Below are 20,441 nucleotides of genomic sequence, written 5' to 3'. Positions count from 1 at the left end.
AGAGGGCATTATTTAACATATTAGAATTGCTTTATAAATTCCGTTCGTGCTTCGACAAGTTTGTCCTGAGTATAGTCGAAGGGCTCAGCATGAACGGAATTTCAGAGCTTCCTCAGCAGGGTAGGCAAAGACTATGAAAAAAGTTGAGGCCATCATAAAGCCGTTCAAGCTCGACGATGTCCGCGAGGCCCTCTCCGAGATCGGTATTACCGGCATGACGGTGACCGAGGTGAAAGGGTTCGGGCGCCAGAAAGGGCATACTGAACTGTATCGCGGTGCCGAGTATGTGGTCGACTTCCTGCCGAAGATGCGGCTCGAGGTCGTGGTGACCGATGAGCAGGTCGAGCGCTGCGTAGAGGCCATCAGCAGCGCGGCTCGAACCGGCCGGATCGGCGATGGCAAGATCTTCGTTGCCGATGTCGACCGCGTGATCCGTATTCGTACGGGAGAGGAGGATGAGCAGGCGGTTTAGCCGCTTTCCGCGAGCGCTGGGTGGTGAGGGTAGTTCAAGCGTAGCACGCGGCGCACGTCCTCTTTGAGCGCCGGCAGTTCGATGTGTTGGTAGCCTTGCAGCAGCAGATGCAGCGCCTCGGCAACCGCCGGCGTTCCAGCATAGTCCAGCACAACGCTGCGCGCGCGGTTTATTGCCGCGACCCAAGCGCCTCGGCGAATATAATATTGGCAGATTTGGAGCTCGTGTTGAGCAAGCAGGTCGCGCAACTGTGCCATGCGCTGGCGAGCGTCGTCGGCGTAGCGGCTCTCAGGATAGGCCTCGAGTAGGCTGCGAAAGCTGTAGAAGGCTTGCCGTAGGGGCTCCGGGTCGCGTTTGGCGCGGTCCATGTGCAGCAGCGATTGGATAAAGCCTAGCCCTTGCTCCTGTTGCGCTACGCCCTTCATGTAATAGGCATAGGCCACTTTCGCGTGGCGGGGATTGAATCGGATGAAGCGATCGGCTGCGGCTACGGCGGATACGGTATCGTTCGCCTTATAGTATGCGTAAATGATGTTGAGCTGGGCTTGCTCCGAGTAAGGCCCGAACGGATATTGCGCTTGCAGATCCTCTAATCGTTTTACGGCCGCCATGTAGTCGCCGGCATCAAGCAACTCACGTGCTTTATCATACAGCGTGGCGGCTTGCTGGCTTTGCTCAGGCTCGTCCGCAGCGGGATTGCCGGTGCAGCCAATGAGCACGGTAACCAAGACGGGCAACAGCAGCTTGATCATATCAAAAGTAGGATTTGGCGTGATAACCGCATGTAAAGCACTTTATTGTAGGGGAAAGCGTGAGGTTCGCCCAGCACCGTGAGCGAGCGAATCGAGCACACCGCAATTATTCCCATTGCGCAAGCCGGGCAGCGGTTCGATCGGGCGCTGGCCACCATATTTCCACAATACTCCCGCAGCCGCCTACAGGCCTGGTTGAAATCTGGTGCGATTACGGTAGATACCACTGTGCTGCGTGCCAAGGACCTCGTATGCGGCGGTGAGCAGGTGCGCTTGAGCGTCCTGCTCGAGGAGGAAGGTGCGGTGGCGGCCGAGCCGATTGCGCTGCGCATCGTCTACGAGGACGATAGCCTGCTGGTGATCGACAAGCCGCCCAGCCTCATCGTGCATCCCGGCGCCGGTCATGCGGGCGGCACCCTGCAGAATGCCCTGCTCCACTATGACCCACGGCTGGCGGGATTGCCGCGCGCTGGCATCGTGCACCGCTTGGACAAAGGGACTTCGGGCCTCATGGTGGTGGCTCGGAATTTGACCGCGCATAAGCTACTGGTCGAGCAGCTACAGGCTCGGAGCGTGAAACGAGACTACCTGGCGCTGGTCTCGGCGGTGGTTACGAGCGGTGGCCGGGCGACGGCCGCAATCGGCCGGCACCGGCGGGATCGCACGCGTATGGCCGTACGCCAGGATGGCCGAGCGGCGGTAACGCATTTCCGGGTAGTGGAGCGCTTTGCGGCCCATACACTGTTACGCTGTAGTCTGGAGACCGGCCGCACACATCAGATACGGGTGCATATGGCTTGGCTGCGCCAGCCGGTCGTGGGCGATCCGGTCTACGGCGGTCGGACCCGGCTGCCCAAGGGTGCGAGCGAGGAGCTCAAAACCGCGTTGAGCGGTTTTCGACGCCAAGCGTTGCACGCGCTCGAGCTACGGCTGGTGCATCCGGCTACGGAGCAAGCCGTGGGTTGGCACAGTCCGTTGCCTGCCGACTACGCTTATCTGTTGGAGGTTTTGCGCGGCTGCCGATAGAGGTGGTGCAATTTAATCCAGATGCGCTCGGCAGCGCCCTGCATGGTGGCTACCAAAAGTGAGTGCCGATGTGTGGGGACGGGTCCGGTTGGGCTTGATAAGGCACGCCGTCAACACATCCTTGTGGGCTCGTAGGCCGCCGTCCAGGCGGCCTACGGTCTTACTAAAATTCTATTGGATCCGTCTGGCAATGCTTCCACCGGCTTCAAGCCGTGCCGAGTGCGAGGAGCTTAGCCGTGCCTGCAACGGTATCTTGGCTGATTCCCGATTGGCCCGCCCCGGCGGGTGTTCGGGCAGCGGTGACTACGCGCTGCGGTGGTGTGAGCCAGCCGCCGTATGCGTCGTTCAATCTGGGGGTTCGCACGGGGGATTGCCCGAAGCATGTGGCCGAGAATCGCCGGCGGCTACGCTCCGGACTCGCACTGCCAGAAGAGCCGCGCTGGCTGCATCAGCTGCATGGCGTCAGGGTGGCTGCGGCTGAGCAGGTAAGGCGCGATAGCACCGCGGCGGATGCGGTATGGACAATGCGTGCCGGTGTGGTCTGCGCTATCCAGACGGCCGATTGCCTGCCGGTTTTCCTTTGTGACCGGGATGGTCGTCGGGTGGCGCTGGTCCACGCAGGTTGGCGTGGCCTCGCGGCCGGGGTAATCGAGGCGGCGCACGCCGCGCTCGGCGTACCCGGTGCGCGCCTGTTGGCCTGGTTGGGACCGGCTATCGGAGCGCAGGCTTTCGAGGTGGGTGCTGAGGTGCGCGACGCCTTTGTAGCTGTCGACTCTGACCTCGTCACCGCCTTCCGCGCCATACCGCACGGGCGGTGGTTGGCTGATCTCTATCATCTTGCCCGCCACCGACTTCGGTGCTGCGGTGTGGCGCGCGTCTACGGCGGCGGTTTTTGCACGGTCAGCGATGCGCGGCGCTTTTATTCCTACCGCCGGGACGGGCGCACAGGTCGGATGGCCAGCTTACTTTGGCTTACTAAACCTACGTGAGTATTGCCAGGCGGCCGATGGTCCCGGCAAGCCACCTTGATCTCACTCCTCGCGAAGATGGTTTTATTGATGCGCATCTTTGCCGTGAATCCGTTGAAATAGCCGCTATTTGCCCCATCTTTGACTTTAGAAAGCTAAATTTGAATTTGAGGTTTTTCTTATGCGCATGGATAAATTGACGACCAAATTCCAAATGGCGATCGCCGATGCGCAATCACTGGCGGTCGGGCGCGATCATCAGTTTATCGAGCCCGAACACCTGATGACCGCTTTGCTGGATCAGGAAGGGGGGATTGCACGTCAGCTATTGCAACGCTCCGGCGTCAATGTCAACTACCTGCGCTCGCAGCTTGGTGAGGCGTTGGATCGCATTCCTACGGTTCAGGGCACCGGCGGTGAGGTACACATGTCCCAAGAGCTGGCGCGCCTGCTCAATCTCACCGACAAGCTTGCCCAGCAGCGCAAGGATCAATATATATCGAGCGAGCTACTGGTGCAGGCTGCAGTCACGGACGGCCGTACCCGGTTGGGAGAGATCCTGACTCGGGCCGGTGCATCGAAGGCGGCGCTGGAGAAAGCGGTCGACGAACTGCGCGGCGGCGAGCAGATTGGCGATCCCAACGCCGAGGAGCAACGGCAGGCGCTTGAGCGATACACCATCGATCTTACCGAGCGTGCTGAGCAGGGCAAGCTCGATCCGGTAATCGGCCGTGATGAGGAAATTCGCCGTACGATTCAGGTTCTGCAACGCCGGACCAAGAACAATCCGGTCCTAATCGGTGAACCCGGGGTCGGCAAGACGGCGATCGTGGAAGGGCTCGCCCAGCGTATCGTCAACGCCGAGGTACCGGGGGCTCTAAAGGGTAGGCGCCTGCTCGTGCTCGACATGGGTGCGTTGGTGGCAGGCGCCAAGTTTCGTGGTGATTTCGAGGAGCGGCTCAAGGCCGTGCTGAGGGATTTGGCCAAACAGGAGGGCCAAATCATTCTATTTATCGACGAGATCCACAACATCGTTGGTGCGGGCCGGGCCGAAGGCTCGATGGACGCGGGCAATATGCTCAAGCCAGCGCTGGCTCGGGGCGAGCTGCACTGCATCGGCGCTACCACTCTCGATGAGTATCGCCAGTATATCGAAAAGGATGCTGCACTCGAGCGGCGCTTCCAAAAGGTCACCGTGGAAGAGCCCACCATCGAAGATACGATTGCCATCCTGCGCGGTTTGAAGGAGCGCTACGAGGTCCACCACGGGGTCGAGATCACGGATCCGGCCATCGTCGCGGCCGCGACGATGTCGCAGCGCTACATCACCGAGCGCAAGTTACCCGACAAGGCCATCGATCTGATCGACGAGGCGGCGAGTCGCATCCGTATCGAGATCGACTCCAAGCCCGAGGCGATGGATCGTCTCGAGCGACGTTTGATCCAGCTCAAGATCGAGCGCGAGGCGTTGGCTAAGGAGGCCGACGAGGCCTCCAAAAAACGCCTGCAGACGGTGGAGCGGGAGATCGAAGAGGTGGAGCGCCAGTATCAGGACCTCGAGCAGATCTGGGATTCGGAGAAGGCTGCGGTCGAAGGGACACATGCCATCAAGGAATCTCTTGAGCAGGCGCGCAAGGAACTGGAGACGGCGCGCCGTGCGGGCGATCTCACACGCATGTCCGAGCTGCAATACGGCCGCATCCCGGAGCTGGAGCGGCGGCTTGAGGTGGCTTCCGAGGCCGAGATGCAGGATATGCAGCTGCTGCGCAACAAGGTCACGGAGGAGGAGGTTGCCGAGGTGGTGTCCAAGTGGACCGGTATCCCAGTGAGCAAGATGCTGGAAGGTGAGCGGGAGAGGCTTCTACACATGGAACAGGCCCTGCAGGGGCGGGTTATAGGTCAGGAGGAGGCCGTCGCTGCAGTCGCCAATGCCATCCGTCGCTCGCGGGCAGGGTTGGCCGATCCCAAGCGACCCAACGGCTCGTTCTTGTTCCTCGGGCCGACCGGCGTCGGTAAGACCGAGCTGTGCAAGGCGTTGGCGACCTTTCTATTCGATACCGAGGAGGCCATGGTTCGGATCGATATGTCCGAGTTCATGGAGAAGCACGCGGTCGCACGACTCATCGGTGCACCGCCCGGCTATGTCGGCTATGAGCAGGGCGGTTATCTGACTGAAGCAATTCGGCGGCGGCCATACGCCGTGATTCTGCTCGATGAGGTGGAGAAGGCCCATGCCGATGTCTTCAACGTTCTCCTGCAGGTACTTGACGACGGTCGGCTGACCGACAGTCACGGCCGTACGGCGGACTTCCGCAACGCGGTCATCGTCATGACCTCGAATTTGGGTTCTCAGGTGATCCAGGAGATGGCGGGTGAGGAGAACTACCAGGCGATGCGGCAGGCGGTCATGGAGATCGTTAGCCAGCAATTTCGACCGGAGTTCATCAATCGCATCGACGACGTGGTCGTATTTCACTCGCTGGATCGCGAGCAAATTCAGCGAATTGCCGAGATCCAGATCGCCTATGTCGATCGCCGATTGCGCGAGCAGGATATGGGCATCGAGCTTACGCAGGAGGCCTTGGAGATGCTAGCACAGGCGGGTTTCGATCCAGTTTACGGCGCCCGTCCGCTCAAGCGGGTCATCCAACAACGCCTGGAGAATCCGCTCGCGCAAGCCATTCTCGAGGGTCGTTTTGGCGCTGGCGATACCATCAAGGTAGATGCTCGGGACGGAGCGCTCGTTTTCGTGTGCGGCGCGCACCACGTTGCCGTAGCCTAAGGTAAAATATCTGCTCGTGCGGCTATTTTTAGGACTTGATCAGAGACCAATAGTGTGTGGGTATTTTTGCAGCTCGGTGTGGGGTGTGGCCCGAAATCGATCTTTTATTACTGAAGGCGAAATGACGTCCCTGTCATTTCGCCTCTCCTGATGCCTTTAGTCAGATGTGGTTGTGCATCGCTTCGGGTAAGATGGCTGGGTCAAAAAGCATTTTTCCGAGCCGTCTTGTCATTACCCTTGGCAATCTGGTCAATAAAGGGCGTTCATCGGTAAGGCATCAATGCTTTGCGGTCCCTTTCGCGGCCCTCTCTGAAAAAAAACAGGCCGAGAATCCAACAGCTGAGCTTCTGCTGTTTTACGGATTCAGTGCATGCGTGTAGTACCACAGGGTACCGTTGAAGACCATCGCGCCGAGGATATTGCCGATGGTGACCGGGATCTGATTCCACACCCACCACTGGTAGATGCTCACGTCGGCGCCCGAGAACATGCCCGTCGGGATGAGCCACATGTTCACCACGGTGTGCTCGAAGCCCAGCGCAAAGAACGTCCCGATCGGTATCCACATCAGCACCGCCCGACCCAAGGTGCTGCGCGAGGACTTGGACATGACCGATCCCAGGCTCACCAGCCAATTACAGAGCACGCCCATGCCGATGGCGGCGCACCAGCCGATGATACCGAACTGGCTATACGCAACTTTATGCTCGGCGACGTGGGCGATGTGGACGAGCATGGGATTCGGCGGGACGGCCCCGCCATAGGTCAAGGAGAACCAGAGCAGCCAGGCGAAGAAGATGCCCCCGATCAGGTTCCCCACCAGCGTCCAAAACCAGTTGCGGATGAGTTGCCATAGCGTAACGGTCCCGGCGTACAAGCCGATGGGCATTACCGCGAAACTGCCGGTCGCCATCTCCAGGCCCAGGAAGCTCAGCGTGACGTAGCCTACCGGGAAAATCAGTCCGGCCGCGCCGAGCGGTATGCCGGCGGAGACCATGGCGAAGACCACAGCGGCTCCATAGCCCAGAAAGGGCGTACACAAAAAACCGCGGACCAGTAGATGAGAAACGGGGAATTTGGCCTTCTTTGCCGCGTCCGCCGCAATCGCCGCCCCCATCTCCGCCGGCGGTACGGTTTCTGCGACAGTAACGTTGCTGGGTGCTGCCGGTAGCGTGCCCGCTGCTGCGGCGTTGGGATTTCCCGCCAGTGGATTGCCGGCCGGGTTCGTGACCGACGGATTGTCGCCATGGGTTGGCTTACCCTGTCGCCTAGATTTTTCTGAATCGCTCATGTCGCTAGCCTCCTCGTCGTAAATCGACACTTGTCGTATCTATAATATTTTGCTGACACATGAACTTATCCTTATTGCTTTTGTTTTATGTCACGTTATCGACCCGTCCCAGGGCCTTGCAATACTGCCGATAATGCCGCGGCGGCGGTGGTATGAGCACGCCTAATGCCGCATCCCCGATGGCAGTAAAACCTAGTTTACTAATCAATAAATAATAATTTTGCAACTGAAATAGGACGCGCGCCGTGCTGAAACCGACACCGAATGCCCCCTTTCTGCGGATTTGTCCCGTTCGGTACCGGATGCCGTGCGTTCCTTGCGAATGGTGGTCGATTGGGAAGGTGCACTTACCGTGCCGATGGAAATGAAGTGTGCGGTGCCCGTATGCTTTGCCGAGCGGGTTCCTCGGCCAACGAAGTATGTCTCTCCGGTTGTTGCCGGGTCGACCTGCGCGTGCGTGCCCAGCGCCGGTGAGGAGGAAGCATCCGTCGTCTGTCCTGAACCCCAAGCTGGGAGTAGCCTGTTTTACCACAGGCCGAAATACAACCTGGTGCACGTGGGTAAGATGGGTGGGGGGCAACATACTCGCTTTTCGTAATCGCGACATTGGTATGCCGCCCTATCCCGAATCCGGTGAATGAAGTCGAACTCGGCTACCGTGTTTCCCAATAAGCGCCACATGCCAACTAACACATGCACAATGCTACTTACTATAGTGTCCACCTGAACGCCCGGTCCAGTCATCGCAACTGCACTGTTTAGCATAGCGGACTTTAAGAGTAGCATTCCTCCCAGTGTAAGCAATCCTTAATTTAGGATAGCCATCTATTAGTAGCATTTTATAGTTTTCTTAATTAGTGCCCAGTGCCTAATAGTTGTATATTAAAGTTGTATTTAAAGCGTAGCGCTGTGGTGAACTGATTTTGCGCATCAGGGGGTGCGTGTGCTTAATACACAACTCTCATACTCGTCGAGGCAGGTGTCGACGGGCGTTGGAGGTACGCCAACACCTCGCTGAGGGCGAAGGGTTGACTTGCGGCTAGATCCTAATCCCGCGGGAGGGGGTGCCTATCTATATGATACTAACCTTCGAACCATTGTTGAGCTCGCTGTATCTCGGGAGCCCCACGCTGGCTCGTTTCCCACTGCTTTGTTCTCGGGCCCAAGCATTTGCCTGACCCAATACCCATGACGGCAGCCCCCTCGCCACGCGGGGTAAGTTTAGAAAACGATCAGACTAACAGCGATCAGTAATCAGTTACCGTAAACTACCACTTGGTAGTTGCCGATGATGCCCAAAGTGTTTTCGGCTTTCCAGTCGACATGATGGACTTCAGTGATACCACCGTTTTTCTTGGCCGTCTCTATGCTGCAATCACCCGTTGCCACGATGGCGAGGATGCTTTTACAGCTGGCGACACCCACTTTCATGGCTGGGCCGTTGTTACTGGTTGCTGTAACTGGGAGATCAAGCTTGGTATAGAATGCTCCATATGGCACGGAAGTTGCACAGCCGCCGAGTGTGAGGGAGGCAGCAATGATTGAGCCTGTGATGATCTTTTTCATATTTACTCTAAACCCTCTTTAGCTATTGTTAGATTCCATTTATTCCTCTCAGCAGTTTATCGTAAAGGGTAATGAGATCTCATGTCGAGCACCACTTTAATTGGGGTTTCGATTCTGAAAACTTCGGAGAGGATCGGTAAGATAAGTTTTCTTGGATCAGATTCTGCGTGGCAGGGGTGGCAGGGCTGTTCAATGCTACAGCCCCTCATAAGCCAGCACCCGATCGAGGCACAGCGCATTGTCGTAGAGGCCTTGGCTGGTGTTCTCCACGCGATTGAAGCGCATGAGGTTGAGTGCGAAAGAGCGGAGCAGTGCGAAGATGCAGGGGTTGCGACGAATGCGGCTGGCATCTTCCTGGAATCGGGTATCGCGTACGTAGTGTGCGCGGTTTTCGACACACCAATGGTTGCGAATAGCTTCGCTGAACCGCGCGGTGGGCAACACGAGGTCGCAGAGGTAGTAGGCGCACTCTTTGGAGACGCGCCAGTCTCTCAGCCGGGTATCGAAGCGTTCGGTATGACGCTGTACGCGGATCAGCGCGCGGAAATGGTCGTACCAGGGTTTGCTGCCCAGGCCCGGATGCAGGTGCCAGACATGGACGGCGCGCTTCTCGATCCGATTGCGTCGGCCGAACTCATGAGTGTGATGCTCATCCACGAAGGGATGACCACGCGTGTATTCGACATCGCATCGTGGAGCAAGGGCTGGTTGCGTTTGAGTTGGACGAGCAGGTGGTTACCCGTGGCGATCACGAGCTCGGTGGTTTTTTTTGGGTGTGGAGCGCATCCAGGGTGAATAGACGACCCGATAATCCAAGCGTTTCAATCAGCTGTTGGGCGGCCTGAATCTCGTGATGCTTCTCGCCCTCCTCATCGGTGATCCACACGTGGCCGAGCACAAGGGTGCACTCAGTGGCCAGTGCGCTGAGTACCTGAGCGGCCTTGCGGTCCTCGAAGTGATCGAAACTGCCGCGCGCAGGGTCTTGCCGTCCATGGCGATATAGCGTGCTGCGCTCCCTCGCCGTCCAGATCAGAGGCATGGCGACGGAAGGCAAGCTCGCCGGCTTTGGCATCCAAGCCCTGGAGGGCGTAGCGAATGGAGGTATGGGCCGGCGCGCGCTTCCAGTGCAGTTGGCACAGAGCGTTCAGGCGTTCACGGTGAGTATCCATGAATCGTTGGATCTTTCGGTAAGAGGTCGCGCCCAAGACCACGGCCAGGATGCTGAACAGCAGAAGGTGAGTTAGGTCATACATCCGGCCCTGAGCCCGGCGATGATCGGGAATCGCTGATAGGTAAGCCTTGAGCTGCATGGGTATCACTATTAATCCTGCAGGTTACAAGACAATCTGCATTATTCTCTCAGCATTGAACAGCCCTGGCAGGGGTGGGTAGTGGTTAGGTTCCGTTTGATCATATGCCGGTGAGGAGTAAAGCCTCGGCCTTTTCCAGGTTCTCGGGAGCGCCGTAGAGGACCAGTACATCACCAGCCAATAAGCGGGTATCCGGTTCCGGCTGTGGCCCACGAATGCCGCCGCGCCGGATTGCTGTGATCGTTACGTCGATCTCTTCCAGGCCGGTGTCCGTGATTCGCTTACCGATTGCATAGGCGCCGTGAGGCAAGGCCATGGCGTGCAGCTGTTCGTGGAACCGCTCGCCTTGCTCCAGATCGAGTCGTTCTTCGCCATGGAAGTAGCCGCGCAGCAGACGATAGCGATCCGAGCGCACCTCTCGTACATAGCGAAAGACCCGGGAGAGAGGAACCTCGAGTAGGGCGAGCGTATGCGAGGCGAGCATCAGGCTTGCCTCCAGAATCTCCGGCACGATGGCCGTGGCACCGGACTGCTCGAAATGCTCCAGCCAAGTGTCGTCCCGAGTGCGGACCAAAACCGGGAGATCCGGTCGTTGCTCGCGCGTATGCTGCATTACCTTAAGGGCCGCGGCAGGGTTGTCGAGGCTGATGACGACCATTCGTGCTCTTTTGAGCCCGGCGGCTTCCAGGATGGTGTGCTGGGCCGCGTCTCCGAAGTTGACCGGTTCGCCGGCGATCCGGGCCTGACGGATGCGAGCCGGATCGAGGTCCAGCGCGAGATAGGCAAAACCTTCGCGTTCCAAAAAGCGGGCTACGTTCTGACCCGTGCGGCCATAGCCACAAATGATGACATGGTTACGCAACTCATGAGCGCTCTGGGCAATCGCTTGTACGGTCCCGCTACCGTGGGTTGCAAGACCGATGTTGGCGATATGCTGCGCAAGCAGCCCGTTGTGTCGAACCAGCAACGGGGTGATGATCATGCTAAGGATGATCGTGGCGAGCACAATCTGGCTAACAGCCGGTTGGATCAGATGGCTCGCCAATGCCAGAGAGAGCACGGCAAAGCCGAATTCCCCACCGCCAGCGAGGATTGCGCCGGTGCGCGCCGCAACCCGGCTGTCATCTCCGCTGACCAGGACCAGCACATAGATCAGCACAGCCTTGAACAGCATCAACGCCGTAACGAGCAGCAGCACCCAATGCCAGTTGTCGAGCAGATCGCGTGGGTCGAGCAGCATCCCCACGGTAATGAAGAACAGCCCCAGCAGCACGTCGCGAAAAGGACGGATATCGGCTTCGATTTGGTGACGGTACTCGGTCTCGCTCAACATGATCCCAGTGAGAAAGGCCCCTAATGCCAGGGATAGGCCGGCTAATTGCGTCATCCATGCCGCGAGCAGGGCAACCAACAGTACCGCCAGTGTGAAAAGCTCATTTGAGCGAGCGGCCGCCACTTCATGAAACAAGGGCCGCAATGCTCTGCGTCCTAGCCAGATGATCAGCAGAAATACCCCCACACCCTTGACCAAAGCCAGGGCCAACGCTTGCGCCAATGGGATACTGCCGTCGGATGTGTTGGCGAGAATCGGTATGAGGATCAACAACGGTACTACGGCAAGATCTTGGAACAGCAGCACGCCGAGCGCCTTGCGTCCGTGGCGGGAGTGAATCTCGGCCTGTTCGGTCAGTTGTTTGATCACGATGGCGGTCGACGACAGTGCCAGGGCGCCGCCGATTACGACCGCCCCCGGCCAACTGGCTCCCAGATACCAAGCGGCCACGGCTGCGAGCACACTGGTTATCAGCACCTGAGCGCCCCCCAGACCGAGCACTGTCCAGCGCATAGTCCGCAGCTGGGGTAACGAGAACTCCAAGCCGATGGTAAAGAGCAGGAAGACCACTCCGAACTCCGCCAATAGAGGAATGTTCAGAGCATCGGAGACCACGCCGCTGGCGGAAGGGCCGAGCGCCACTCCGACGAACAAGTAGCCGATAACGGGGGGCAAGGCGAGGCGGCGGAAGACAGCGACCACGATGACCGAGGCGGTGAGCAGGATTACGATATCTTGCAGAATTTCCACGGTGTGCTGTTGCTCCGGGTATTGGCGGGTGCCGAAATTCCTGCTACCGCGGACCGCACCACACTGCGACGTGGCCGGCTCCCTGCAAATTGCCTCTCGTCGGACTGCCTACCGTCTACTAGAGCAAGCCCGCAACCCGCCCGTCATTGCATCCTGAAGTGAGCCATGCGGTGAGCGCCGAGTCGCGATTGGATTTTGTACAAACGCACGCTGGATCGTGTATACGATGAATTCGACGATTCTATCGTAGAACAGCCCTCGGTTCGGCATGTTGGGTGGCTGCAACGCGGCTTCACAGGGCTTGCCAGACTCGCCGCTGTGGCGGCAGCGTTTTCTCAGGTGTGGCGCTCGTACGGTTGAGACTGTGGCAGCAGAGGATTGGATTATGGGGGAATATCGCATCTTGGCGCTCGACGGTGGCGGTGTGCGTGGTGTGGTTACGGCAGTGCTTCTGGAGCGTTTGCTCAAAGTCGCTCCCAGTTTGATCGGCGTGGCCGATCTTTTGGCTGGTACATCGAGCGGCGGCATTCTTGCTTTGGGTTTGGCCGGTGGTCTTTCTCCGACCCAGCTACGGCAGCTCTATGAGCGCAAGGGGCAGGCCATTTTCCATGATAGCCGCCGGCCATTCGGTGCTGAGGTGGGTCAGCGGCCGACAGCGGCCTATGACAACGGGGCGCTGTGTCGAGAGCTCAAGGGCAGCCTGGGAGAGGCGACTCGGCTCGCAGATCTGCACAAACAAGTTCTCGTGCCGGCCTGCGATTTGGATAATGAGGCGGTGGATCCCTGGGAGCGCACCTGGCGACCGAAGCTATTCCACAATCTATCGGGTTCGGAAGACGCCGATCGGCTCGTCTATCGTGTGGCCCTCTACACAAGCGCGGCCCCCATGTACTTCCCATCGGTGGATGGCTTTATAGATGGAGGGGTATACGCCAACAACCCGAGCATGGTGGCTATCGCGCATGCGGTGCGTGCCCGCTGCGAAGCCTCGGCGCTTACCTTACCGGAACTCCGTGTGCTCTCCCTCGGCAATGGCAACGTGGGGAGGTACATTTCCGGCCGCCGGCACGATTGGGGTAGTACTCACTGGCTCGGCGCCGGGTTGTTGGATCTCATGAATGACGCCAGTGTGGCGATCACTGATTTTCAGTGCCGCCAACTTTTACGGGAGCGGTATTTCCGCTTCGCTCCGCTCTTGCCGATGGACAAGCCCATCTTGCTTGATGAAAGCGCTAGATTACCTGAACTAGTGGACTACGCTGAGCACTTGGATCTCTCGGAGCTCGCCGCCTGGCTCGAAGAGAATTGGTAAAGCGGCCACTGCTGTTCGGTGTGTTGATGTTGTCGGCCGGGGGCAAGAGGAGCTGTCTCCGTGGGTCTTGCCATTATTGGGCAGCGCTGCCCTGCTTGGCAACGCCTGGGCGGGGCGATAAATCGAGAACAGCCCAATACCCCCGGCAAACCGTCAGAAGATGCGTTCCTTGACGTGCAGCAAGTCCCCGGGCTTGAGGATATCATCGAGCTCCGCACCCAAGGTCGCAATTTGCCCATCGTTCTCGTGTCGTTTGATCTCGATGCGGCTATAGCTGCCGCGTGGGCTTAGGCCACCGCCGACCGAGATGGCCTGCATCACCGTCATGTTTTCCTCCAGTCGATACATCCCTGATTTTTGCACCGCACCCTCGATATAGAACACGTTCATCCGCGGTACGATTACCACGTCATCGGCCTGCACCCGAGTACCTACGGCATTGCCGGCCGTCAGTGCGTCTATGGTCAGGATGTGGCGTTTCGATTGGCCGTTCTCGCGGCGGATGAGTATTACGTAATCGGCACCGTCCTCGCGGCGGCCGCCGGCTTCGGCGATCAGATCCAGCACAGTGCTTGGCCCGGAAAGCCCGTAACGCTGGGGGTTCTTGACCTGGCCGAGCACGGTAACCTGGCGACTAAGGTATTGCTCCACTGTCACCGTGACCTGGGGGCTACGCAACAGTTTGGCCGCCAGCAGTTGCCGTTCGATGCGGTTTTCCGCCTCTTCCAGGGTCAGGCCGCCCACCTGAACGGTGCCAAGGTAAGGATAGCCGATGGCACCGTCCTCACGAATCCGCGTGATGGTATCGAATTCCGGGCTACCGGCCACATTCACGGAGATTCGATCGCCGGTGCCGAGTCGGTAGGACTCCGGTTCGGCTTGTTGTGCGCTCACGATTCCCGAGGCAAGCAGCGTAAAGCCGAACAAGGCCACCATGACAAACCCTATGGCTGTTTGGCCTAGACGCAGAAGGGCGGGCATAAGGTTGCATTGAGACGGGTTGGATTGATCAAAAGAATTCATAAGTGACTCCGGCAGATATCTGTTCATAGTCGAAATTTCTTATTTCGCGATTGGAATCCCGAGACTGGTGCTTGGCTTCCAGGGACAGGTAAAGATTGGGCAGCGCCTGGTAGTCGATGCCAAGTCCGATCGTGTGTAGGTCGTCCTCTCGGCCGGCGTTGAGGTTGCCCGGTGTCTCTCTGCCTTGGTAATCCCTGTTTTGGAAGGAATAATGACCGCGAACCCGGATTTTGACCGTGGCTTGCCAGATCGGCTCCAAGCTGTAGCCTTGGGAGATTAGGTAGTTGGCGATTTCATTGTTCTGGGCCTGCAACTCGCGCCAGGCGGAAAGTCTGAGGCCGGTGTTTGCAGTCACTTTCCATAGGTAGGACAGATGTGCCGTCGGACCAGAGAAGTCGCGTTCGGGTCGATCATCGAACTTGCGCTGGGTAAACCCGAAGCGGCCTGTTAGATAGGACAATTCCTCGCTGCCCTCGACGCCGAGCACGACACTGTATTGAGTCTCTATGTAATCGTTGCCGAGCACGGTGCCGTCAGCGAGCCGTTCGTCCCGGTTCAGGTCGCCTCGGGTGATTTCGGCGCGCAGTCCCATGCGGGTGTTCACCGCCGAATTGTAGTGCACCTCGGTAAAACCGGTGCTCTCCACCCGGTCGAGGTCACTGCGTTTGTCAAAGGAGGTGGAGCGCCGGTGCGCTCCGAGTACCCACTCCCAATCGGGTAGAAACCGCAAGCCGGCGTCGGCGGACGTCACCTGTCTAGTCGTGACGTTTTTGTCCAGAGCTCGGAATTCCTGGAAGCTTGCGATGCCGCGTGAATAGCCTGTCTCGACCGTGCCGCTCCACAATCGGCCGATTTCCCAGTCCCAGCCGAGATTGGCATCGAAAGCGGTGTGATCGAGGGAGGTGAAATTCTGGTATTTGTTACGCTCGATCCAGCCGTCGAAGTGTAGCATCTGCAAGCCGATCGGCCATGTCATTTGCAGCCCGCCCCCGGCCCGGGTGATAAAATCGCCGGTATCGGTGGTTCCGAGTCGGTTTCGGGCTACGGTATCGTTCGAAATCAGGAAGGGGTTGCTGTTATAGATGCCGCCACCGTAGACGTAGGCACCGAGGGTTTTGCCTTCGGGCCGCGGCGGTGTTGGTGTCAACGGCGCGGCCCGAGCACCGCAAGACACCACTATCGCGGCGATCAACAACGCTGGCAGGGCGCGGCGGGTTAGGGGCATCGGATCCCCCCTCCCGGTAAAGCCAGCATCGGCTCGATGCCGGTTTCCGGTGTCGAGCGTGTGTTGATCGGGTGTGGTTTTCGCCTGCATCCGTCGAGCGCAGCATCTATATGGGAATGACTCTTCATGCACGACCTCGTTGTGCTGTCCAAATCAATAACCAAATGGCTGCAACTGCTCGCGCCAGCGCTCGGCCAGCTTCCGCAGCATCGGATCGTGACGGTGGGCGAATGCGCGCGATGGATGGATACGACCCGCGACCCGTTCCAGTAGTTTCTTCGAGACGGGCAAAGAGCAGAATGCCGCGAGGCTCGAAAGCTCGCGATGCGGGTTCTCCAGCAGAGTCTCGTAGCGGATCTCCATGACCCGATTGCCGAGATTCGCCGCATGAGCCCGCGCTTTGTAGATGTATTCGCACCAGAGGCGCAATGCTTCGTCGAGTTCCGCACAGCGCCAGGACTCTGTAAACCCGTCTTGGCGGGGGGTAATGAACGCGTAAAGCCACTGCCGGCTCCGGAAACGGCGCTGCGATAGAGCTAGGTTTTCGCCTTGGCGATGCGTGAGACTGGCTGCCACATCGATACCGTGTCGATAGACGTGTACTATCCGAGCCTCCGGGAACAGGTCCAGCCAGAGCGGCAATGTGAAGGTGTTGCGCGGATCCTTCCATCCCCAGGGCCGCTCGATCGCCGGTATGGATCGATAGCGGAAATATTGCTGCAGCCCCAGGTACGTGGCGGCACGTGGCGCACCGAGCATGAAGCGCAAATAATCGGTTACCATCCTGCGACCGAGAGAGTTAGTGAGCAAATGGTGTATGGGCGTAGGGTGATCCCAAGCACCGCCGCATTGGCGCAACAGCCAATCATTGAGCCTGAGAAAAAACCAAGCCTCGTGATTGATATCTTTGCGCCAACCTAGAAACAACCCGATCTCCTCGAGCATACGTGCAACCAGGCTGGTGCCCGAGCGGTGCATGCCCAAGATGATGATTGGCGGTGTGCAGCGGTTCAATTTGCGATCTCCTGTTCAGAAAAACTGACCTATTCGTCTTGTCGGTGCAGATCGGTATCCAGGTTATTGGTTCGGTCGAATTTTAGTTTTCACCAGAATAACCAGAGAGAAATTAAGCAATTTCCCTAAGGAAGCTGACTAATTGATTTGCTCGTTCATAGCCCTTCCACTTCGCTTAGGAGAATCCTGTTGAAGGACTCGGCATAAACGGGATTTTAGGGTTCCCCTGGTCGGCGCCCTATGCCACAGGCGCAGGGGTGTTGCCAGACTGATAGCAATCTTGGCTAGTTTTCTCTGCATATACGATGACACCCGATGCAAAGGCAGAGAGATTGAGCAATCTACAAAATTTATTAAAAATAGTTATTAAAGCAAAAAATGGTAGGAAAAAACCAAAATAATCGGCTGCCCCAAAAAAACATTTTATTTCTATATTTTTATATCCAAGCTCGGTTAAAAGTCTTTCTATATCCCGCTTGGAACATTTGTCGTAATATGTTTTATATCCTGTCAGATCAGCAAATTCTGGGCGCAGATATTTTATAAGTATATTTTGAAATTTATGTCCAACACTCCGCGTGACTAAACTAAAGGGATGGTTTTTACATGAAAAATAATGGATAGTTTTTCCGTTGTTTAGCAAGCTGTCATACACTGTTTTAAAGCATTTCCTATTGTCTTTAATGTGCTCGATTACGGATACGGAGAACACAAGATTATATTTATTTGGAAATTTTTGTTCTGCTGGCTGAACATAAAAACGATCGTATTTATCTTTAAATGACAAACCGTCTACTATATCCAGGCCATGGTATTCGTAGCGTTTATTTTTTTTTAAAAATGGTCTGTCGGCGCCGCCCACCTCAAGAATAGTCTGTCGTCCGTTCGATTTCAGAACGCTGTTTAAGGCATCCCTAAGATGGTCATAAAAGTTTTCTTCATAGAAAAAACCAACCCGCTCTCTTAATTGTATTGATAAGTCTCGATTGGTGCGAACGAATTTCTGGAATATATTAGGCATTTTTCACCTTGTGAACTTCTCTCTAGGTGTTGAATTTTAGTTAACCAACTTGCTTCTAAACATAACGCAATCAGCGGTTACTGAAGTATCGCCTTCGTGGGAATAGCATGCCGGAGTGGTGTAATCGTCTCGTAGAGGACGCCACGGTGCAAGCGAGAGACAGGCTCATCCCGACATGATGCGATCAATTGCGTTATGTTTAGAGGCATATTTAAGTAGCAACCAAACCAAATAATAAAAGTTAATTCTATCCGCTTATCGCGTATGTTGGCGGCATTGTCGATGATTGCCGTTTGGTTCGCTGTGCGATCCAACACCATCTAGGTGGGGTTGGACGGTTTCGATGTTTTATTGAATTTTATATACCTGATAAAAGTGCCTGACAAAACGATGTGGTTTTTCAGGGCGGCTGTTTCTGCAAGCGTAAGCCGGTTCAGATAACAAAATGTGATGCGATGCGAAATTGGGGCGCATCGATAATGAATCCGCTCACGCACCTTCGCCTATCGATTCGGCATTTCCCGTAGCCCAGGCAAGCATGTTCCGGGCGGCCTGGCTATAACCTCCTTCCCAAACAGCGAGTACCCGGTCCATCCGGTTCAGGACATCTCCCCGATACATCTGATCGGTGCGTATGCGGTGCACGAACTCCACCAGGCCGTCGATGCCTGCAGCGTCCCCGGCGAACAGGGAATACTCTGGGCCCATTACCTCTCGGAAGATGGCAATATCCGAGAGCAGCGGTACACAGCACTGCCTGATTGCCTCCAGCAATGGCAGGCCAAATCCCTCGTTACGGGAGAGCAACAGGCAGAAGCCGCTACGCCGATAAAGTTCGTTCAGCGCGCGATCGTCCAGATAACCGTGCCGAATTAGTCGGATCCGTGGCAGCCGGAGTTCAGCCAACAGTTGTGGGCTCTCGGGCGTGTCCTTGCCTACGACATGGAGGGTTACCTCGATGCCCCAGGCCGCGCCGTATTCGCTCAACCGAAGACAGACAGAGCGGACTCGGTCGAAGCCTTTGAGGTGGTTCAGGCGGCCCACGAAAATCAACTCGAGCGGTGTCGCAGTAAATTTTTGCTCCGTTTCTTTACGGCCCGGTCGTGGAGCAGTCGCCAGCTTGGCCGGGAGACCGTTCGGCAAGTACGGGTGTGGTCTGCTGCAACTTGTCGGATAGAACCTTTCCAGATCATGCATAGTCGTCCTTGAGATGCAGCCGATGGTCATCCCACGCCACAGCCAGAACCGCGTCAGCAGATCCATATAGCGCACCCGCCAACTCGGGAAATAGGCGCCTGCCACTTGATAGGTAAGATCGTGGAGTACCCCGAGCGTGCGGCGTGCGGGCAACCATAGTGGCTGCAAGTTAGGGACGAATATGCAGTCGTAGGGTCCGTGCGAACGCAGGCGCAATGGCACCCCCAGATATTTGATGAGTGGGCCGTCATAGACGGTGGCAACGATGCGTATTTCGGGAGTGATGGCGTCTTCCTGCCGAAGAATGTTTTCCAGCACGCCAGCGGCCCGACCACAGACGAAAATATCCACCTGCAGCGCCAAGCCTTGCCGCGGTGCCTGCCGCAGGATCTCCAGCAGCAGATTCTCCGCGTAGATACTCACTCCGTCGCGTTGCGCCGTGTAGGATACGGCTACGAAGGCCACCCGCAGTCGAGCGGTCGGAGCGCACGATGTCGTTAGGCTAAATCCGCTAGCGGGGGGTGAGTTAGTCAAAGGTGTCGGCACGGAACCTCCATGCGTTCGGTCGGAGCAGCACGAATGCGCCGATAGAAAGGATGGCAGACGAAAAACCGGAGTAGGCTTGCCACATGCCAGCTCAGATAGCGCAACTTGCGGTGGCTGTCCCGCTGGGCGTCATGCACGACGAGTGCCTTGGGTACGAGCATCACGCGCCGACCGGCGGCCCATAGCCTCATGCACAGATCTGCATCCTCGCAGTACAATCGGTAGCGCTCGTCGAATCCGCCAAGCCGTCGGAAATCTCCCGAATGCAAAGCCATGAACATACCCGCTACCCAGTCGGGATAGATCGGGTCCCGCTCGATTTTGTACTCCAGTCTCCGAGCTAGGCCGCTGATACGTAAGGCTAGGCGCCACGGTGTGATTCGCCGCCGTGCGCTGCCCTCCACCACACTCTGGGGGGTTTTTACCAGAGGTGCGGCTACTCCGATATCAGGCTGTGCCAGCGCCCCCAGCAGCGCCGGCAGGGGATCCTCGGGGCAACGTATATCCGGATTGACCACGCAGAAGACGTCGCTATCGAAGACCTCGAAGGCGGCGTTGTGATTGGCCGAGAAGCTGTTGGGGTGGGTGTTTCGGATCACTCGTGTGGGAAACGCGAGACGCTCCATCTCCAAGGGCGTGTCCTCGCGCAGATTCTGAGTCAGCACCAGATGCAGACCCTCGGAATTCCAGTGCTTATGGATGTCAGTGAGTAGCCCACGGATCAAATCCCCCTGGCCATGGCTGACCACCGAAATGACGATGCGCGGTGCGATTTTCTCAGATTGATATTCGTTGGTTGCTGCTGCTGCTGCCACCTGCATGCTTACATTCCTTGCCGAGAGTGCGTTGATAT

General features: G+C 57.4%; 17 protein-coding genes and 1 pseudogene. 5 read left to right on the top strand and 13 right to left on the bottom strand.

Going from position 1 to position 20,441, the window contains the following annotated elements:
- The first annotated feature begins 133 nt into the window (after nucleotides 1–133).
- The gene (locus tag NB231_RS09365; RefSeq protein ID WP_005002079.1) at nucleotides 134–472 is read left to right on the top strand and encodes a P-II family nitrogen regulator; all 339 of its coding nucleotides are present in this window, start codon (nucleotides 134–136) and stop codon (nucleotides 470–472) included.
- On the opposite strand, the gene NB231_RS09360 is transcribed toward NB231_RS09365, so the two are convergent.
- On the bottom strand, nucleotides 469–1,224 hold the full coding sequence (locus NB231_RS09360; protein ID WP_005002078.1) for an outer membrane protein assembly factor BamD: 756 nt from the start codon (nucleotides 1,222–1,224) through the stop codon (nucleotides 469–471). The genes NB231_RS09365 and NB231_RS09360 overlap by 4 nt on opposite strands.
- Before the next feature lie 78 nt (nucleotides 1,225–1,302).
- Here NB231_RS09360 and rluD point away from each other — a divergent pair, with 78 nt between their 5' ends.
- The 3 genes from rluD to clpB all read left to right on the top strand — a co-directional run bounded on the left by rluD (nucleotide 1,303) and on the right by clpB (nucleotide 6,000).
- Nucleotides 1,303–2,250 carry a 23S rRNA pseudouridine(1911/1915/1917) synthase RluD gene (gene rluD, locus NB231_RS09355; RefSeq protein WP_005002077.1) on the top strand — a complete coding sequence of 316 codons (948 nt, stop codon included), beginning with the start codon at nucleotides 1,303–1,305 and terminating at the stop codon, nucleotides 2,248–2,250.
- A gap of 236 nt (nucleotides 2,251–2,486) precedes the next feature.
- A complete protein-coding gene (gene pgeF / locus NB231_RS09350; RefSeq protein WP_005002075.1) occupies nucleotides 2,487–3,239 on the top strand; it encodes a peptidoglycan editing factor PgeF in 753 nt (250 codons plus the stop codon).
- Between the two features lie 160 nt (nucleotides 3,240–3,399).
- On the top strand, nucleotides 3,400–6,000 hold the full coding sequence (gene clpB, locus NB231_RS09345) for an ATP-dependent chaperone ClpB (protein ID WP_005002074.1): 2,601 nt from the start codon (nucleotides 3,400–3,402) through the stop codon (nucleotides 5,998–6,000).
- Between the two features lie 355 nt (nucleotides 6,001–6,355).
- On the opposite strand, the gene NB231_RS09340 is transcribed toward clpB, so the two are convergent.
- From NB231_RS09340 to NB231_RS09320, 6 genes and pseudogenes are all read right to left on the bottom strand, one after another.
- Nucleotides 6,356–7,291: a formate/nitrite transporter family protein gene (locus NB231_RS09340; protein ID WP_005002072.1), complete on the bottom strand. Its 936-nt coding sequence runs from the start codon at nucleotides 7,289–7,291 to the stop codon at nucleotides 6,356–6,358.
- 1,254 nt (nucleotides 7,292–8,545) lie between these two features.
- Nucleotides 8,546–8,857, bottom strand: coding sequence for a TRL-like family protein (locus NB231_RS09335; protein ID WP_005002068.1), 312 nt, complete (start codon nucleotides 8,855–8,857; stop codon nucleotides 8,546–8,548).
- A gap of 195 nt (nucleotides 8,858–9,052) precedes the next feature.
- Nucleotides 9,053–9,514: an ISAs1 family transposase gene (locus NB231_RS09330; RefSeq protein WP_005002065.1), complete on the bottom strand. Its 462-nt coding sequence runs from the start codon at nucleotides 9,512–9,514 to the stop codon at nucleotides 9,053–9,055.
- Between the two features lie 91 nt (nucleotides 9,515–9,605).
- Nucleotides 9,606–9,896 carry a hypothetical protein gene (locus NB231_RS19635; RefSeq protein ID WP_005002059.1) on the bottom strand — a complete coding sequence of 97 codons (291 nt, stop codon included), beginning with the start codon at nucleotides 9,894–9,896 and terminating at the stop codon, nucleotides 9,606–9,608.
- A 58-nt stretch (nucleotides 9,897–9,954) separates the two neighbouring features.
- A pseudogene (locus NB231_RS20300) lies at nucleotides 9,955–10,110 on the bottom strand (transposase family protein); the annotation flags it as partial.
- Between the two features lie 157 nt (nucleotides 10,111–10,267).
- Nucleotides 10,268–12,250: a monovalent cation:proton antiporter family protein gene (locus NB231_RS09320; RefSeq protein ID WP_005002052.1), complete on the bottom strand. Its 1,983-nt coding sequence runs from the start codon at nucleotides 12,248–12,250 to the stop codon at nucleotides 10,268–10,270.
- A 385-nt stretch (nucleotides 12,251–12,635) separates the two neighbouring features.
- On the opposite strand from NB231_RS09320, the gene NB231_RS09315 reads away from it, so the two are divergent.
- Nucleotides 12,636–13,562: a patatin-like phospholipase family protein gene (locus tag NB231_RS09315; RefSeq protein ID WP_005002044.1), complete on the top strand. Its 927-nt coding sequence runs from the start codon at nucleotides 12,636–12,638 to the stop codon at nucleotides 13,560–13,562.
- Nucleotides 13,563–13,715: 153 nt separating this feature from the next.
- On the opposite strand, the gene NB231_RS09310 is transcribed toward NB231_RS09315, so the two are convergent.
- The 6 genes from NB231_RS09310 to NB231_RS09290 all read right to left on the bottom strand — a co-directional run bounded on the left by NB231_RS09310 (nucleotide 13,716) and on the right by NB231_RS09290 (nucleotide 20,409).
- Nucleotides 13,716–14,543, bottom strand: coding sequence for a polysaccharide biosynthesis/export family protein (locus NB231_RS09310; protein WP_232210435.1), 828 nt, complete (start codon nucleotides 14,541–14,543; stop codon nucleotides 13,716–13,718).
- Nucleotides 14,544–14,571: 28 nt separating this feature from the next.
- Nucleotides 14,572–15,810, bottom strand: coding sequence for an outer membrane beta-barrel protein (locus tag NB231_RS09305; RefSeq protein ID WP_198007277.1), 1,239 nt, complete (start codon nucleotides 15,808–15,810; stop codon nucleotides 14,572–14,574).
- Nucleotides 15,811–15,963: 153 nt separating this feature from the next.
- Nucleotides 15,964–16,824, bottom strand: coding sequence for a sulfotransferase family protein (locus NB231_RS09300; RefSeq protein WP_005002039.1), 861 nt, complete (start codon nucleotides 16,822–16,824; stop codon nucleotides 15,964–15,966).
- 238 nt (nucleotides 16,825–17,062) lie between these two features.
- On the bottom strand, nucleotides 17,063–17,845 hold the full coding sequence (locus NB231_RS17735) for a methyltransferase domain-containing protein (protein WP_084766289.1): 783 nt from the start codon (nucleotides 17,843–17,845) through the stop codon (nucleotides 17,063–17,065).
- 489 nt (nucleotides 17,846–18,334) lie between these two features.
- Nucleotides 18,335–19,507: a glycosyltransferase gene (locus NB231_RS09295; protein WP_005002036.1), complete on the bottom strand. Its 1,173-nt coding sequence runs from the start codon at nucleotides 19,505–19,507 to the stop codon at nucleotides 18,335–18,337.
- 65 nt (nucleotides 19,508–19,572) lie between these two features.
- Entirely contained in the window at nucleotides 19,573–20,409 is an 837-nt protein-coding gene (locus NB231_RS09290; RefSeq protein WP_005002032.1) for a glycosyltransferase, read from the bottom strand.
- Nucleotides 20,410–20,441: the final 32 nt, after the last annotated feature.

Origin of the sequence: Nitrococcus mobilis Nb-231, assembly GCF_000153205.1 — a bacterium.
Taxonomy (GTDB): Bacteria; Pseudomonadota; Gammaproteobacteria; order Nitrococcales; family Nitrococcaceae; genus Nitrococcus; species Nitrococcus mobilis.
This window is presented reverse-complemented; position numbering and strand designations above follow the sequence as displayed.